The 13877-nt window shown below is 39.7% G+C and carries 18 protein-coding genes and 1 pseudogene; 6 read left to right on the top strand and 13 right to left on the bottom strand.

Annotated features, from left to right (window positions below; genetic code table 11):
- Positions 1 to 211 precede the first annotated feature (211 nt).
- The 8 genes from HWQ43_RS11130 to HWQ43_RS11095 all read right to left on the bottom strand — a co-directional run bounded on the left by HWQ43_RS11130 (position 212) and on the right by HWQ43_RS11095 (position 5787).
- Complete coding sequence (locus HWQ43_RS11130) at positions 212 to 709, bottom strand: cupin domain-containing protein (protein ID WP_292733005.1); 498 nt, start codon at positions 707 to 709, stop codon at positions 212 to 214.
- Positions 710 to 1077: 368 nt separating this feature from the next.
- Entirely contained in the window at positions 1078 to 3234 is a 2157-nt protein-coding gene (locus tag HWQ43_RS11125) for a family 10 glycosylhydrolase (RefSeq protein WP_292733003.1), read from the bottom strand.
- Between the two features lie 13 nt (positions 3235 to 3247).
- Entirely contained in the window at positions 3248 to 3400 is a 153-nt protein-coding gene (locus tag HWQ43_RS11120; RefSeq protein ID WP_292733000.1) for a hypothetical protein, read from the bottom strand.
- 109 nt (positions 3401 to 3509) lie between these two features.
- Entirely contained in the window at positions 3510 to 4082 is a 573-nt protein-coding gene (locus HWQ43_RS11115; protein WP_292732998.1) for an HdeD family acid-resistance protein, read from the bottom strand.
- Between the two features lie 184 nt (positions 4083 to 4266).
- Positions 4267 to 4818, bottom strand: a complete 552-nt coding sequence (locus HWQ43_RS11110) for an alpha/beta hydrolase (protein WP_292732996.1) — start codon at positions 4816 to 4818, stop codon at positions 4267 to 4269.
- Positions 4819 to 4890: 72 nt separating this feature from the next.
- Positions 4891 to 5106 (bottom strand): bromodomain-containing protein, encoded by a 216-nt coding sequence (locus HWQ43_RS11105; protein ID WP_292732994.1) that lies wholly within the window; start codon positions 5104 to 5106, stop codon positions 4891 to 4893.
- 177 nt (positions 5107 to 5283) lie between these two features.
- Positions 5284 to 5430, bottom strand: coding sequence for a hypothetical protein (locus HWQ43_RS11100; RefSeq protein ID WP_292732992.1), 147 nt, complete (start codon positions 5428 to 5430; stop codon positions 5284 to 5286).
- 81 nt (positions 5431 to 5511) lie between these two features.
- Complete coding sequence (locus HWQ43_RS11095) at positions 5512 to 5787, bottom strand: hypothetical protein (RefSeq protein ID WP_292732990.1); 276 nt, start codon at positions 5785 to 5787, stop codon at positions 5512 to 5514.
- Between the two features lie 512 nt (positions 5788 to 6299).
- Between HWQ43_RS11095 and HWQ43_RS11090 the strand changes: the two genes are divergently transcribed.
- The gene (locus tag HWQ43_RS11090; RefSeq protein ID WP_292732988.1) at positions 6300 to 6743 is read left to right on the top strand and encodes a pyridoxamine 5'-phosphate oxidase family protein; all 444 of its coding nucleotides are present in this window, start codon (positions 6300 to 6302) and stop codon (positions 6741 to 6743) included.
- Between the two features lie 109 nt (positions 6744 to 6852).
- On the opposite strand, the gene HWQ43_RS11085 is transcribed toward HWQ43_RS11090, so the two are convergent.
- The gene (locus HWQ43_RS11085; RefSeq protein WP_292732986.1) at positions 6853 to 7059 is read right to left on the bottom strand and encodes a hypothetical protein; all 207 of its coding nucleotides are present in this window, start codon (positions 7057 to 7059) and stop codon (positions 6853 to 6855) included.
- Positions 7060 to 7115: 56 nt separating this feature from the next.
- Between HWQ43_RS11085 and HWQ43_RS11080 the strand changes: the two genes are divergently transcribed.
- Positions 7116 to 7319, top strand: a complete 204-nt coding sequence (locus HWQ43_RS11080; protein WP_292732984.1) for a ChaB family protein — start codon at positions 7116 to 7118, stop codon at positions 7317 to 7319.
- Positions 7320 to 7648: 329 nt separating this feature from the next.
- Here the strand turns inward: HWQ43_RS11080 and HWQ43_RS11075 are convergent, their stop codons facing one another.
- The gene (locus HWQ43_RS11075; RefSeq protein ID WP_292732982.1) at positions 7649 to 8011 is read right to left on the bottom strand and encodes an HPP family protein; all 363 of its coding nucleotides are present in this window, start codon (positions 8009 to 8011) and stop codon (positions 7649 to 7651) included.
- A 998-nt stretch (positions 8012 to 9009) separates the two neighbouring features.
- On the opposite strand from HWQ43_RS11075, the pseudogene HWQ43_RS11070 reads away from it, so the two are divergent.
- Positions 9010 to 9162, top strand: a pseudogene (locus HWQ43_RS11070) (Uma2 family endonuclease); the annotation flags it as partial.
- A 158-nt stretch (positions 9163 to 9320) separates the two neighbouring features.
- On the top strand, positions 9321 to 9887 hold the full coding sequence (locus HWQ43_RS11065) for a DUF411 domain-containing protein (protein WP_292732980.1): 567 nt from the start codon (positions 9321 to 9323) through the stop codon (positions 9885 to 9887).
- A 40-nt stretch (positions 9888 to 9927) separates the two neighbouring features.
- On the opposite strand, the gene HWQ43_RS11060 is transcribed toward HWQ43_RS11065, so the two are convergent.
- Positions 9928 to 10872, bottom strand: a complete 945-nt coding sequence (locus tag HWQ43_RS11060) for a tetratricopeptide repeat protein (RefSeq protein ID WP_292732978.1) — start codon at positions 10870 to 10872, stop codon at positions 9928 to 9930.
- A 228-nt stretch (positions 10873 to 11100) separates the two neighbouring features.
- Complete coding sequence (locus HWQ43_RS11055; protein WP_292732976.1) at positions 11101 to 11493, bottom strand: hypothetical protein; 393 nt, start codon at positions 11491 to 11493, stop codon at positions 11101 to 11103.
- A gap of 515 nt (positions 11494 to 12008) precedes the next feature.
- On the opposite strand from HWQ43_RS11055, the gene HWQ43_RS11050 reads away from it, so the two are divergent.
- Together HWQ43_RS11050 and HWQ43_RS11040 are read left to right on the top strand one after the other, a co-directional pair.
- Positions 12009 to 12425 (top strand): KTSC domain-containing protein, encoded by a 417-nt coding sequence (locus tag HWQ43_RS11050; RefSeq protein ID WP_292732974.1) that lies wholly within the window; start codon positions 12009 to 12011, stop codon positions 12423 to 12425.
- 261 nt (positions 12426 to 12686) lie between these two features.
- Entirely contained in the window at positions 12687 to 13172 is a 486-nt protein-coding gene (locus HWQ43_RS11040) for a molybdenum cofactor biosynthesis protein MoaE (protein WP_292732972.1), read from the top strand.
- 219 nt (positions 13173 to 13391) lie between these two features.
- Here the strand turns inward: HWQ43_RS11040 and HWQ43_RS11035 are convergent, their stop codons facing one another.
- Positions 13392 to 13802, bottom strand: a complete 411-nt coding sequence (locus tag HWQ43_RS11035; RefSeq protein ID WP_292732970.1) for a VOC family protein — start codon at positions 13800 to 13802, stop codon at positions 13392 to 13394.
- Positions 13803 to 13877 lie beyond the last annotated feature (75 nt).

Below are 13877 nucleotides of genomic sequence, written 5' to 3'. Positions count from 1 at the left end.
TCATGGGCATTTTCAGTTCAACTTGATTAAAAACTTAAAGTATGACTAAAAAATCATTACTATTTTCAAAATCAGTCAAAGGGCAGAATTTGCTCCATCATCCTATTTCAGCAAACACCTGATATTGTAGTAGCGTACATCTGTACGCCACTACAGCCGATTCATTTGTTGCAAAGATTTTTATGGTATCACATCTAGATATATAAGCTTATTATGAAATAAGTTCAGCAGGTGGAGGAATAATCTCAATGCCATATTTAGGCGCTGTAGCGAGAATTTTTTCTAAATCTGTGGGGCTGAGAGGTGGTACAGAAATAACCTGATTTGCTGGTTTCCCAGCTTCTGCAATAAATTTCTCAAAACCAGATGGTGTCACCCAAACTAGTATCTTTGCAGGTAAAGAGGTTTTGTTAGTAAATTGATGCAGCTGTCCTTTAGGAGAGTGGAGAAATGTACCAGGCGTTGCTATTATTATTTGCCCATCCAGATTAAATTCTAATTCTCCCTCTTGGATGTAAAATGATTCATTTTCCCGCGAATGACGATGAGGAGGTGCTCCACCCCCTTGTGGTGCAATTACGACTTCGCAGAGTGCATAAGCCTGTCCTGTCTCTTCACCCACTGCCTTGAAAGTATAGAGATCCTGAGCAAACCAGTAAGAAGTCCCTTCGCCGGGTGGTTGCAGTAAACCTTTTTGCTCAATAGTCATGTTAATTCTCCTGATTAATTCTTGTTTTGTGTGTATTCGACATCGCATCTGTCATGGCAGAATACTTTAATATCCAAGCGATCGCTAGATATCCTTTTCGCCTTATATTAATAAATTTTAAAATCAGTCCCTGCTGTTCCGACAAAAATAATCCCAGTATGGCATCAAAATTATCTTTTTGGAATTGCTGGGCATTAACTATTTGAGAAAGAAATGTATTAATGAATTCTAGACTATACGCGCCACAAAACTGATGGTTTTAATGCCGCAGTTACACTATTATCAGACTGGTTTTATCTTGAAGAGTTAGACCTCTATTCGTCAGTTGTATCCATAAAAGTTGTCATAAATCTGGGCAGCACTTTTGTTCAACTAACTGTAATAACTGTTCCCACACTCTCGTTGGCTAATCTATCCACTGCACACACGGCATAGGTTCCCGCTTGTTGGACGGTAGCGAAGGTTGTGCCGGCAGACAAAATTCGCTGAATTGTCCAAGTATCGCCACTCAGGCGATAAAGTGTCCAAGAACGAACTGGCTGATTATCTCCAGGCTGCCAACTCAGTTTGCGGTTATTGACTTGTAGTCCAATGGGTGGAGGTGGTGGTGTTGTATCCTGCCAAGGCAAAGTTGGTGGTAGCGCAGGTTTGTTATAAAGCAGACTTTGGAATTTATCAGCAATGCCCTGACTATTTTCTGTCAAAACACCGAGATTAAAGAAGATATTCCCCAGTGATAACCGTCCAGCTTGGCTACGACTAATTTTCACCTGCTTTTCAATCTCATCACTCTCCCGACTTTTGTTGCTTGGTTCTGTCAGATTGTTACCAGCGTAAACGTGTCTTTGTTTTGTATTTACCTGTGTCCACCACTGTAGCAATGCTGAATAACTTTGTTGTGGTTGGTCTGTGCGCCAGTAAAGTTGAGGTGCAATATAATCAATCCAGCCTTCTTCTAACCATTTCTTTGAGTCAGCATACAGCACGTTGTAAGCATCCAACCCAGTAATACCAGCGGGTTGTCCAGGGCGATAAATTCCAAAAGGACTTATACCAAATTTAACATCGGGTTTGGTTGTTTTAATTCCTTGCCAAAGGCGCTGTACCATTTTGTTAACATTGTCTCGTCGCCAGTCGCCAAGGCTGAGTGTACCACCAGCTGCTTTATATGCAGCGTAGGTTTTACCATCGGGGAAAGGCTGTCCTTCAATGGGATATGGATAGAAATAATCATCTAAGTGAATGCCATCAACATCGTAGCGCTTCACTACATCAAGAATTACGTTATATGCCCTGTCCTGAACTATTTTTAGTCCTGGGTCCATCCAGCGTTGAGTTTTCCACAAATAAACGCTTTCTGGATTGGTAGCTGCGATGTGGGGACGGACTGTTTTCGCAGGGTCGGTGGAGGTGCTAGCGCGGTAAGGGTTAAACCAAGCATGGAGTTCAATATTGCGCTTATGACATTCTGCGATCGCAAACGCTAAAGGATCGTAAAATGGTTCCGGTGCTTTCCCCTGAGTTCCTGTAATCCAAGCACTCCAAGGCTCTAATCGAGATTCATACAAAGCGTCTCCCTCTGGTCGCACCTGGAAAATCAGGGCATTGAAGTTTAGCGCTTGTAATTTAGTAATAATCTCGCTAAGTTCTGCTTTTTGTTGAGCAACAGTAAGTCCCGGTTTGGAAGGCCAATCACCATTCCACACAGATACTACCCATGCCCCTCGAAATTCCCGGCTATGATTTACCTTAACGCTACCGATAGGCGTGGGCGTTGAAGTTGGTATTGGAGTTGGAGTTGGTATTGGTGTGGGTATTGGAGTTGGAGTTGGTATTGGAGTTGGAGTTGGAGTTGGAGTTGGAGTTGGAGTTGGAGTTGGAGTTGGAGTCGGTATCGGCGTGGGCGTTAATATTGGCGGCTGCACTAAGTAACTAGAGGCAATTTTTTCTGCCTGACCTAAATACACCAAAGCTTGATAAATAATCACTGCCACATCTGCACGGGTGGCTGCAAGATTAGGATTAAGTAATTTAATATTTGGGAAACTAACTACCAATCCAGCGCTGGTAGCAATAGCTACGTGATTTCTACCATATTCAGGAATCTGAACAGAATCTTGATAAATTTGTGAGAGTTTTGAGAGGAGGTCAGGTTTTACCTTGGTGGCAATTTCTAAGCCTGCTACCAAGGAAACTAAGACTTCTACTCTAGTAATTCGATTAGCGGAACGGAAAGTTTTATCAGGAAACCCACTAATAAATGCTTTTTCGTAAGCTGTTTTGATGGCTGCTGCTGCCCAATAATTTGTAGGTACATCAACAAAGGGAACATACTGCCGCTTCTTGGAAACTGTGCCAAATGCGTTAGCGATAATAGCGGCAAATTCAGCACGGGTTAGTGAATTATCGGGGCGATAAGTGCCATTAGGCAACCCACTGACAATACCGCGTTGGGCTAAGGCTGTAATAAATAAGCGTGCCCAATGGTTTTGAATATCCGAGAAGGGGGTAGCAATAGATACCATTATTTAATTGCAGCTAGCTGGCCTTGATTTTGATTTCCTTAGTTAATTTAGCAATTTTGTCGGCGTAGGCATAGCCAGCCGTAGGCATCGCTGCTGCAATGTCTTGTAAACTTTGACTACTCAAGTTTAGGAATGGGGCATTGGGTAAAACAGTTCTGAGTTCCATTAGCGGTAGCGGGGCGTTTAGCCCGTTCCGAGTGCTGAGTTAGGAGTTATTATTTCTCCCCTGCCCCTGTGCCCCTGCTCCCTGCCCCTCATCTCCCCACTCCTATTTACTAAGTAGCGTTTGTAGCTTGGTCAGGAGGATTCAAGGTAGAACGCGCATTCAACGCCAGCATCACGCGTGAAACGCCAGTGAAAATAATGCTGACACCAACTAGTGTACCCAGAAGCCAGGGCGCATTGAAGGGCCACTGGAACCAAATCATTGCACCTAAGATCAGCGTAATAATCCCATCACCTAGTATCCATGTCCAGTTATTTTGGGGACGTAACCGGAATGCCAGAATTAACTCAAATGTACCTTCAGCCAGTAAAAAGCTGCCAAGCAACAGAGTCAGTGTGAGAATACCTGTAAAAGGATAAACAAACAACATGATGCCGGTTGCAATATAGAGTCCGCTCAATAGAAGTTTCCAAATAAAACCTCCTTGGTGGCGGGTTTGAGTGGCATAAACTAGTTTTGTAAATCCGGCGAAAATCAAAATCACCGCAATCCAAGTTTCGGCGAATATGGTGGTGAAGTTAGGCGCTGCGATCGCAATAACGCCTAAAATACTTAGGATAACACCACTGATCAGCGACCCATTAACATCCTTCTTAATATCTCTAGAAACATCGGTTGTCATAAAAATCTTTTCCCTATTCTTAGACTAAACTCTACATTTAGATTAGGGAATTTCTGAGTAACAGAGTATGAACCCTAAGATAGACTCATTAGTATTAACTTCATTGCGAGCGTGACTAAAATTCACGACTATTGAGATACTAAACCAATCATCTGATGACAAATGCATTATCTTTAAGTAACCTTTATAAAAGTTCTGCAAGATTGCTAAGGCGTTCATAAACAGAGATCAGACGATCTCCTTCAAGTTCAACAGATGTATTTGGATAATTCTGAATGGCTCCAAGTAATGTAACTTCACCATTTTCTTTAATAGATGCACTTAAAGCGCTTCGCAACGCTTGCTGATCTAGTTGTCCTGCGGGAGGGTGAACTACCTCACCAATTTGGTTAACTAAAATTGGCCCTGCCCAACTAGCTAGTAAGCTATTTAAAAAGTCAGCATCAGCTTTTATTGGGGCTTTCAATGCTTTACGAGCTACTGCGGGATCTTGTTGGGCCGCCTGTAAATAAGCTCTTAATGTTGGGGTAGTCTTACCAGTTTCGGTAAACTGACTTAATTCTTCAACTGATATTTGTCCCTGAAAAGTACCATACTTTAAAACAACTTGCTCGGCAGCATTAGCATTAGTAGTTGAGAATAGAACAATAGCGCCTATCCCTAAAGCTATAGTCTGAGTGAGTAACTTAGTAAATTTCTTATTATTTAATCGATTGAAAAGTTGCGAAATCTGCATTTTGTTAAACTTGATTTGATAATGATAAGTAGTATGGAGCAGACATAGGCTTTTTTTGCCTATGTCTTAGGATTAAAGCTTGTCATTAGGCGAAGCTGCATGAGGTAGTATTGATTGATCTTCGTCTAAGGTTGGTGCAGGTACGCCCAAATGCTTCCTTGTAGTTTCTTCAGCGAGCTTTCGGTCTTGTTCGTTCTCGAACTGACTCTCATCTAACAAATGAGGGTTTTTTGCTGCTTCATCTCGGCTTGGTCGATAACCATTTTTCCACCTGTACTTCCAGTCCATAATTTGAAAGGCAGATACACTGCAATTTGATTTCCTAGTTGCTTTATAGTAGACGCTGAATGGAAAGTGATACTCCTGCTATGGGTTGAAGAGGCTCATTCAGAAGGTATAAATTTAACATTTTAGAGTAAGAATACTTTCTTGCGTAAATTTTAATTTTAATATCTAAATAACAAGTCATGAGTGGCGATCGCAAATGTAATAACTATTGTCATGATGATCTGCGATCGCTACTGGTGTTATATAAAATTTTACAGTTACAAAATATCTAAGCGTCGGCTTTGTGCCATTCTCTACGGGACACCAAGGGCGAACGGGAAGCAAGCTATGTACAGCCGTAATTTTTAATCGTCAGGTATATTTACTGATTGCTTTATCAAAAAGCCTAATTGCTTTATCAAAATACTAAAATACTTTCTCAAAATACTGAAATGCTTTCTCAAAATACTGAAATGCTTTCTCAAAACCCTTGAATGCTTTCTCATTTCGGTGTTTTCCGCAAGCAAAAAGCTTAAATGCTTTCTCAAAATACTTGAATGCTTTCTCATTTTGGTATTTTCCGCAAGCAAAAAGCTTAAATGCTTTCTCATTTTGGTATTTTCCGCAAGCAAAAAGCTTAAATGCTTTCTCAAACACCAGTTTAGTTACTCCTTTCGGTGTTTTACGCAAGCAAAATGGCATTTAACTTTCTCAAAATGCTTTAATAATTTCTCAGTCAATAAATCGGCGAGAATAAATCAAACTACAAAATTTCAGGTAAAACCCTTTTAAAACCTCGTTTCTAGACTTTGGCTAGAAATGTTCCTCATTATTGCACTGCTACCGCAAATCAAGGAGGCGGCAGCCCCAAAATAGTCATTCTCAGCCGGAAGATATGACTTTATCACTCTAAAGTTACAGAGGCACTTTGAATTTAGTGTAAAATTTCTCAAATTTCTGTCTAAAGAAATAAGCACAAAATTAACCTGACTATACTTAAAAGTTGTGTATGCACAGAACAATCACTTTCAAGCAATATCTCTATAGATATAACTAAAAAAGCTAGTTTTATTATAATTACACCTTTAGACTCACGCAATTTAAACTAAAAAGGTTAATACTTAAAAATAACTTTATCAGTATTAAATCCTGGTTTGTAATTTCTAATTATAACCCAGAGAACAAATAGAACAATAGAGAAAAAATTACAAACAATGACAACTTCTACAGACCGCGATCAACAAATTCAAAAACTGCATGAACTAATCAAAGATATTGATTATGGTATGTTTACCACAGTCGATGATGATGGCAGTTTGCATAGTTACCCTATGTCAAAGAGTGGTGAGATTAACTCTGATAGCATACTCTGGTTCTTTACTTATGCTGCTTCCCATAAGGTAACTGAAATTGAACACCATGAGCAGGTCAATATTAGTTTCTCGTCACCCGAACAGCAGCGATACGTTTCTATCTCAGGTACAGCAGAACTTGTAAAAGACCGCAATAAGATGCGAGAGCTATGGAAGCCGGAACTTCAAACCTGGTTTCCTAAAGGACTAGACGAACCCGATATTGCTTTGCTGAAGGTGAATATTAACCAGGTTAATTATTGGGATAGTGCATCGAGTTTCAAGCCACAAACTATTAGTTTTTGACACATCACGTCTTTAAGTAATCAATAATTCGTAATTTTTAATTTCTAGTTAACAATTAAATTACGAATTATTTAATACGTGTAATTGTGGGACAAAATTGCGACAGTTGTTAGCGGTATTGATGATCTGAAAGTACTGCCTCAGAATTTAGGGTAGGCGTAGCCCGCCGCAGGCATCGCCCGTAGACTTTCAAACAATGCAGTCCTTGGGCGTTAGCATAGCTCACCGCAGGTATCGCTGTTACCAATACGCCGCTGATGAAGGTTTTAAACTCTTCAAAACTTTCAAAGTTTGATACTGATGAAGGCAGAATCAAACATAGATTTCCACCCCAAAGCAAAGGACAAACATGAGACTGGGGAAATAAAGTTTATGCCTTACAAACAAATTGCAGACTTACCAGATGCAGTCAAAGAAAACTTACCCAAGCACGCCCAAGAAATTTTTCGGGCTGCATTTAACAGCGCTCAAGAACAATATGGTGGAGAAGAACGTGCCTTTCGAGTCGCTTGGAGTGCGGTAAAGCGCGATTACGAAAAAGGCGATGATGGGCATTGGCACAAGAAGCCTGAATAGAAATGAACTCAATACGGTTGGTTAAGGTTTTTTGATGAAAATTATAAATCGTAAAGACGCGAAAAATCACCGTCAAGACAAAAGACTGATTATTGTAGAGACGGCAATTTATCGCGTCTCTTAACCGAACAGTATTTGAAGTGACTAGCCACCAAAATATCAATCATGGGAGATCGCCTCAAGAAAAGCGTAGGCGTAGCCCGTCGTAGACATCGCTCCATTTGTTTTCATGAAAATATGATGACTAATAAGTGTACAGCGACTTTTTATTTGTCACTGTACACTTGTGGTGAGTAGATCCACCTTTGATAGAAACAACGTTAAAAATCTTACAGCCAGTGCTTGGGATAAGTCCTCTCTTGTGCCAGATTATTAAAAACCACGGCACAAAGCACCAAAATAATAGAACCTTGTAAAGCAGGTGTTAATAGAAATTGCCAAGGAGCTTTTGTCATCATTACGACTAAGGCAACTGCTCCTGAAGGTGGGTGTAGAGTTCCAGTCAGCTGCATCATTCCAATAGCTGTTGCTACTGCCATTCCCATTGTCCAAGGAGACGAACCGAAAAGATGTAAAATAATTAGGCTGACTAACGCAGCTACGAGATTACCACCAATTACATTACGGGGTTGAGCCAAAGGACTGTCTGGTACACCAAATATCAATACACTGGTAGCACCAAACGGAGCCATAAGCAGAGGAGAATTTGTTTTTACAGACAGGTAAGCCGTTGCTGCGATTGCTAAGAAACTACCAAGCCAACTCCAAAAAATATGTTTGTGATGAGGTTTATCTATAGGACATGTTAGAGGACACGACCGCCAGGTTCCACTTATCTTAAACCAGTAATTCTTCAATCTCAAGTGAATATTTTTGTAATTAAATAATCTTAAATAGGCAGGATTAGTTCGTTTTTTTGGGAAATTTCCTTTCATAAACTCCACAATAATAAATAAGCATCAACTTAGAAAATATGAATTGTGAAATGATGCTGTAGCTAGTTACCAATACCGAAATAGACAAACACATCTATCTCAAGTTTGTTAGCAAAAATAGTATCTTAAATCGGTTGATACACTAAAGATAACAATGCACACAGTAGTACCTTTCCAGATTGTAGATAAGGCATCGACTAGATTATTTATTCAAGACATTAAGAGCAACATTTACATAGACCTATTAACGCTAAATTAACAAGTCCAATAGAATATTGCTTAATGTCATGAATCTATAACATTCTACCATTAAAGTATCTTGGAAATTTTTCAATAAAGTCTATATTACTTAGAAAAAAAACTATCGCACCCATAAGATTTACTTATAAAATGTCTAGATTCGTTCCATATTAAAGATCATATTAAAGATATCGTTACTAACTTCAAGGTGCTATAGGACTCATATTTGATTTCTGAAAAAACTAAGTACACCTTCGAAAACCTTCTTTCCTGTTCCCTGACTACGTAGATCGTTTCAAAAATCAAACCGGATTCCTATAGCAGAGTTGATAATATTTCCTTGCCGTTGGTGTAATTGAATGGATTCTTAGCCAAAGGCAATAAAACACATGTGCAACGAGGCGATTGCGTACATCATACCCTCACTTGGAAGCTGCGGCATTCGACCGTTCATTGGCAATTCTTCTTTCCTTTGCTGATAATAGTTTTAGAGCTAATTATTTAAGAGGTTGATTGTGGTCTTTGCTCAAACCAGTCCCCCAGATGTAATCACAACTCGCCTGATGTTAGATGAGTATCGGGCTATAGAAGAAACCAACCTAGAACACCATGAATACTGCAATGGAGAGATTATTGCTATGTCGGGAGGCTCGGAATCTCATAGTGCGTAGACGCATTGGCGTAGCCTCTGGTAGAGAATTTTCTTCGTGCCATCGGGTTATGGATAAGACGATATTTAATTTTACTTATATCTCTTTTATTTAAAATCTTAGTGTTTTTAAACGCAAAGTGTTTTGGAAGTAATGTTGTATTTAGGAAGTATCAGATGTCACACAAACAATTGATTTATTGCTGGCAAAAATGGTTACTTCCCATTTTGATGCCTGCCATTGTGCAAATAGTAGTTCTAACATTAGGGGTGTTGAGCATCCTGGGAAGCACTGCTCCTATGAGTCATGCTCAAGCTGTTTTTAACATCCAGGAGCAACAGACACCATCAAAATCAACAGTGCTAAATGCCACTGTATATCACAGTCCCGATTGTAACTGTTGTGGCGGGTGGATTGAGCACTTAAAGGCACAGGGTTTTAAAATCACAGATTTTTCTACGCCTGATATCGAAACAGTCAAACAAAAGTACAACGTGCCGGATAACTTGTCATCTTGCCATACAGCAATTGCTAATGGATATGTCATCGAAGGACACGTCCCCGCAGGCGACATCAAACGTCTCCTTCAAGAAAAGCCAAATGTTGTTGGTTTATCTGTTCCTCAAATGCCTGTAGGCACTCCTGGGATGGAAATGGGGAATCGAAAAGACCCGTTTTCTGTGCTTTCCTTTGATCGCAATAACTCAGTTGCAGTATTCAATCAGTATCGTGGTGAGTCCTGAGTGAATTAAAAGGGTCTTTTAACTCGGAACTCAGCACTCTTTATTTAGAACCAGTTTTGATCAACTGCGACAAATGACTTAACCATCTTTTAAACCAGAAGGCAGATGTTGCACTTGCAATATTTTGAGAAAGAAACTCAATGGCATGGTTACAATCTTGCAGGCTGGCATCGAGTCCCATTGCATGATAAATTTCACGAGCATTGCAAAAGGCATCCATCGCTTCTGATTCTCGATTGGTTTTTTCTAATACCAAACCCAAATTAAACCAGGCGTTTGCTTCCCCATTTGGGTCATTAAGATCCCTTTTAATCTCTAATGAATGCTGATAAAACTCAAACGCTCTTTGGTACTGTCCCAAAGCCTTATAAGCACCACCCAATCCACTCAGGGCCATGCTTTGACCATTGCGATCGCTAATAAATTTTGCCAGCCCTAACCATTGTTGATAAAACTCAATCGCTAGTTGGTAAGATCCCAATGATTCATAAGTATTGCCCAAACTTCCCAGGCAAATGCATTCCCCAGTCCAATCGCCTGTTTTCTTCGTTATACCCAACCATTGTTGGTAAAATTCTATCGCTTGCTCATACTTACCCAGGTATTCATAAGTATTACCCAAACTTCCCAAGCAAATGCCTTCCCCAGTGTGATCGCCTATTTTCCGGGTAATACTCAACCACTGGTGATAAAATTCAATCGCTCGCTGGTATTTGCCCAGTGATTGGTAAGCGTTACCCAACCCAGATAAAGATTTGGCTTCTTCTAAGCGATCGCCTATTTCTTTAGCTATATCTAACCACTGCTGATAAAACTCAATTGCTAGGTGGTATTCACCTAGTGAATGGTAAGCATTGCCCAAACTTGCCAAGGAAATGACTTCCCCATTGCGATCGCCTGTTTCTCTGGCTTTTTCTAAGCACTGCTCTTCAAACTCAATGGACTCAATATTATTTAGTCCCCCGGATCTTATTACTTCTGTCATTCTCTATAGAAATTTTTGAGCGATAAGCTGTCGATTATACAATTTTCTGTGTCTTTAGAACAGGATAAATGCAACTTATGTCAAAATTTAGAAATTATTCTTCAATATATACTTTTCATACGTAGCGATCGCTATGTAGCAAAGGCTTTTATTTATCCTTAGTAACAAGCATACAAATATACCATACTGAAAAACTTAGCTTTCTCAAAAGATATAAGAAAAACCAAATTAATCAGCAGCAGCATAATCTGGCAATACGTTGAGTTCTAAATTAACAGCACTTAGATAATTTGGATCGTTTAAAACTTGTGATGGTAATTTATCTGCATTCACAGCAGCTTTAACCAAATCTTTCGCAACAATATTTTTATTTAGAGTTTTAAGTACTAGCGCTTCTCCGCTAGGAATCCCATGTTGTTGCAGACCTCCTTGATAAGCAAAAGTAACTAGATTTACAGGCTGGAGGTAATTCGTAGAAGTCGAGCTAGTGGATAAATTGTTAGAGTTAACAGCTATTGTTTCGCTGTTGTTGGTAGTAGCTGTTTGAGCGCCAGCGATTCCAGGTACAAGAGTAATAGAAGCAAAAATAAGTGCAGAATTTATTAAGTTAGTAAGTTTCATAAGTTATATTTTAGGTAAAATGCAATCGGTCTTCTTTAGTAATAGAATCCTCTTTATTATTAATCTCAGCTTCCTTCAGTCAGGTCATCTGATCGGTTGATCTATGACTCACCCAAAAGGGTGAGCTAATTGAGTGATACAAACAGCAATAGAGACTCAGTTGAGTCTAGACACAACAAGGATTGCTTGAAATTGTCAAGTACTTAACTGAGGCGAGTTGAACATTTATGCAATTTTTTAGTTCGCCTGTTGAGTTCCCCTCACAAAGCAGAGATTGCTGCGGCAGGTGACTCAAATACGCCCATTTACCCAAACTTAATCATGAGTATTTTCCAGGATGTCAGAGAAAAACACTGCGTGCTGCTTTGCTAAAGCGTCTCTACATACCTAAAATTCTCTCTTAAGAGAAAAACTTGACAATTAAGTAATTTTTTAGTATAAATGTACTATAAAGCGCTTGATATTGCATAAAACTTTACCACTCCCGACTACGGTAATAGGAGAGTACAAAATAAATGAAGCTATCTAAGGTAGACTTGAGCAGTTTAGTAGCGATCGCTCATTCTGATGGATATTTGCAGTTGTTGCTCGACCGAGGCAACGAACTAGAGTTTCTGGAAATTCCGGCACCGATACAAGCTTATGAAGGATTACAAGAACTCAACGAAGCAATTGCCGAAACGACTGCATTACCCTTTGAAGAAGAACCAATTGTGATGCTACCAGTTGTCTCATCAATGGCTATGGCTGTAGGCTATGATCGCAATGAACATATTTTGCAAGTTGAGTTTCAAAGTGGAGCTGTTTATCAGTACTTAGGCGTAGACGAGGATACTTGGGAAGATTTACATTCCTCAGACTCAATTGGCAGCTTTTTCAATCAAGAGATTAAAGGTAGATATGACTGCGATCGTCTAGATAATGCAGATTAATGACTAATAACTGTATGTAAGGTTTTCAACAATTCTTGCGTTGTATAAGGTTTAGATAAAAAGGCTGTATACTCTAACCTTTTTATCGATCAGTACTTGTTCACTTGTTACTAGTCCACTCACAGCAATAATCGGCAACAGCGGATTTATATCTTGCAATGTGCGAATGGTAGTTGCTCCATCCATCTTAGCCACTCAACATAGACTAGTAATGCTTTTTTCAGAGACAATAGAAAAAACCTATATAATATCAACGCAGTTATGACAACCACACTTACCTCTGCTGTTAAACCAAGAGCCGAAGATAGTTTTGCCATTACCTTTGCACCATTGTCTCTGGAAGAAATCTACACCAAATCTGACGATCCAGCTAATGGTGCTGTGGTTGTGATGAGTGGTATGGTTCGCAATCAAACCGATGGTAAACCTGTGATTGCTTTAGAGTATCAAGCTTATGAACCGATGGCATTGCGGATATTTTATCAAATTGCTGCGGATATTCGCTTATCTATGTCTGATGTGAATCGAGTCGCGATTTATCATCGCGTTGGACGTTTGCAAGTTGGGGAAATCAGCGTTTTAGTAGCTGTGGGTTCTCCTCATCGAAGTGAGGCGTTTGAAGCTTGCCAATATGCTATTGATACCCTCAAACACAATGCCCCTATATGGAAAAAAGAACATTGGCAAGACGGTTCTAGCACCTGGGTAAGTATTGGTGCGTGTGAAACATCAGGAGAAAATTGTTGATTTGACAAAGAATTCAGAAATCAGAATGGGCTACGCCCCGCTGCGCTAACAGGAGTCAGATTGACAAAATCTTGACAAGCATAGGTAAAATGCTATGCTCTTTTTCTAAATATATTGAACTCATCGACACCACTCGCCAAAACCTTGAAAACGTCATAACTTCTCTACGAGACGCTGCGCGAACGTTGACTGGTGTCGATTGTTTCCACAGTAAGGGTTTCAGGCTACAAAATCGATTGTTTGTCGCTGTGCAAAAGTACTCTTAACGAACTCTGCAATCTCTATACGATTCCCACCGGGATCTCGGAGGAAAAACCGTACGCATTCTGGAAGTGGTCGTTGATCGGGAATAATTTCTATTCCATGCTCTTTTAGGTGTTCTTCAAAAGCGTTCAAGTTATCGACTTGGAAACAAAAATGCCGTCTAGATGCTTGGTTATTGGCGTTTTTCTCTCTACTAACGTGCAGTTGAATATCTCCCAATTTGTACCACGCTCCTGAATCATTTTTAACGACATCAGGTCTGGCAATTTCAGTCAGTCCCAAAACTTCGCTGTAGAAAGATAGCATTGCTTCCTCGACTTCAAAAGGATAGGTTACTTGAATATGATGAACTGCATTAAGCTTCATAAATTTTTCTCCTAATTTGGGTTAAATTTGGTAATGCTACAATCACCTTTTGCCGTAATACTGGCGTATTTCTAA

This window comes from Nostoc sp. JL31 (assembly GCF_017114965.1).
GTDB lineage: Bacteria > Cyanobacteriota > Cyanobacteriia > Cyanobacteriales > Nostocaceae > Nostoc > Nostoc punctiforme_A.
The sequence above is the reverse complement of the archived record's forward strand: the minus strand, read 5'-3'. Positions and strand labels throughout refer to the sequence as shown.

What these genes read in the sequence shown, in the direction of transcription:
- HWQ43_RS11120 (WP_292733000.1), bottom strand. Translation starts at nt 3,400, where the DNA reads ATGGAACTCAGAACTGTTTTACCCAATGCCCCATTCCTAAACTTGAGT.
- HWQ43_RS11040 (WP_292732972.1), top strand. Translation starts at nt 12,687, where the DNA reads ATGACAACCACACTTACCTCTGCTGTTAAACCAAGAGCCGAAGATAGT.
- HWQ43_RS11035 (WP_292732970.1), bottom strand. Translation starts at nt 13,802, where the DNA reads ATGAAGCTTAATGCAGTTCATCATATTCAAGTAACCTATCCTTTTGAA.
- HWQ43_RS11090 (WP_292732988.1), top strand. Translation starts at nt 6,300, where the DNA reads ATGACAACTTCTACAGACCGCGATCAACAAATTCAAAAACTGCATGAA.
- HWQ43_RS11075 (WP_292732982.1), bottom strand. Translation starts at nt 8,011, where the DNA reads ATGGCTCCGTTTGGTGCTACCAGTGTATTGATATTTGGTGTACCAGAC.
- HWQ43_RS11095 (WP_292732990.1), bottom strand. Translation starts at nt 5,787, where the DNA reads ATGCCATTTTGCTTGCGTAAAACACCGAAAGGAGTAACTAAACTGGTG.
- HWQ43_RS11125 (WP_292733003.1), bottom strand. Translation starts at nt 3,234, where the DNA reads ATGGTATCTATTGCTACCCCCTTCTCGGATATTCAAAACCATTGGGCA.
- HWQ43_RS11050 (WP_292732974.1), top strand. Translation starts at nt 12,009, where the DNA reads ATGAAGCTATCTAAGGTAGACTTGAGCAGTTTAGTAGCGATCGCTCAT.
- HWQ43_RS11065 (WP_292732980.1), top strand. Translation starts at nt 9,321, where the DNA reads ATGTCACACAAACAATTGATTTATTGCTGGCAAAAATGGTTACTTCCC.
- HWQ43_RS11105 (WP_292732994.1), bottom strand. Translation starts at nt 5,106, where the DNA reads ATGGACTGGAAGTACAGGTGGAAAAATGGTTATCGACCAAGCCGAGAT.
- HWQ43_RS11110 (WP_292732996.1), bottom strand. Translation starts at nt 4,818, where the DNA reads ATGCAGATTTCGCAACTTTTCAATCGATTAAATAATAAGAAATTTACT.
- HWQ43_RS11080 (WP_292732984.1), top strand. Translation starts at nt 7,116, where the DNA reads ATGCCTTACAAACAAATTGCAGACTTACCAGATGCAGTCAAAGAAAAC.
- HWQ43_RS11130 (WP_292733005.1), bottom strand. Translation starts at nt 709, where the DNA reads ATGACTATTGAGCAAAAAGGTTTACTGCAACCACCCGGCGAAGGGACT.
- HWQ43_RS11060 (WP_292732978.1), bottom strand. Translation starts at nt 10,872, where the DNA reads ATGACAGAAGTAATAAGATCCGGGGGACTAAATAATATTGAGTCCATT.
- HWQ43_RS11055 (WP_292732976.1), bottom strand. Translation starts at nt 11,493, where the DNA reads ATGAAACTTACTAACTTAATAAATTCTGCACTTATTTTTGCTTCTATT.
- HWQ43_RS11115 (WP_292732998.1), bottom strand. Translation starts at nt 4,082, where the DNA reads ATGACAACCGATGTTTCTAGAGATATTAAGAAGGATGTTAATGGGTCG.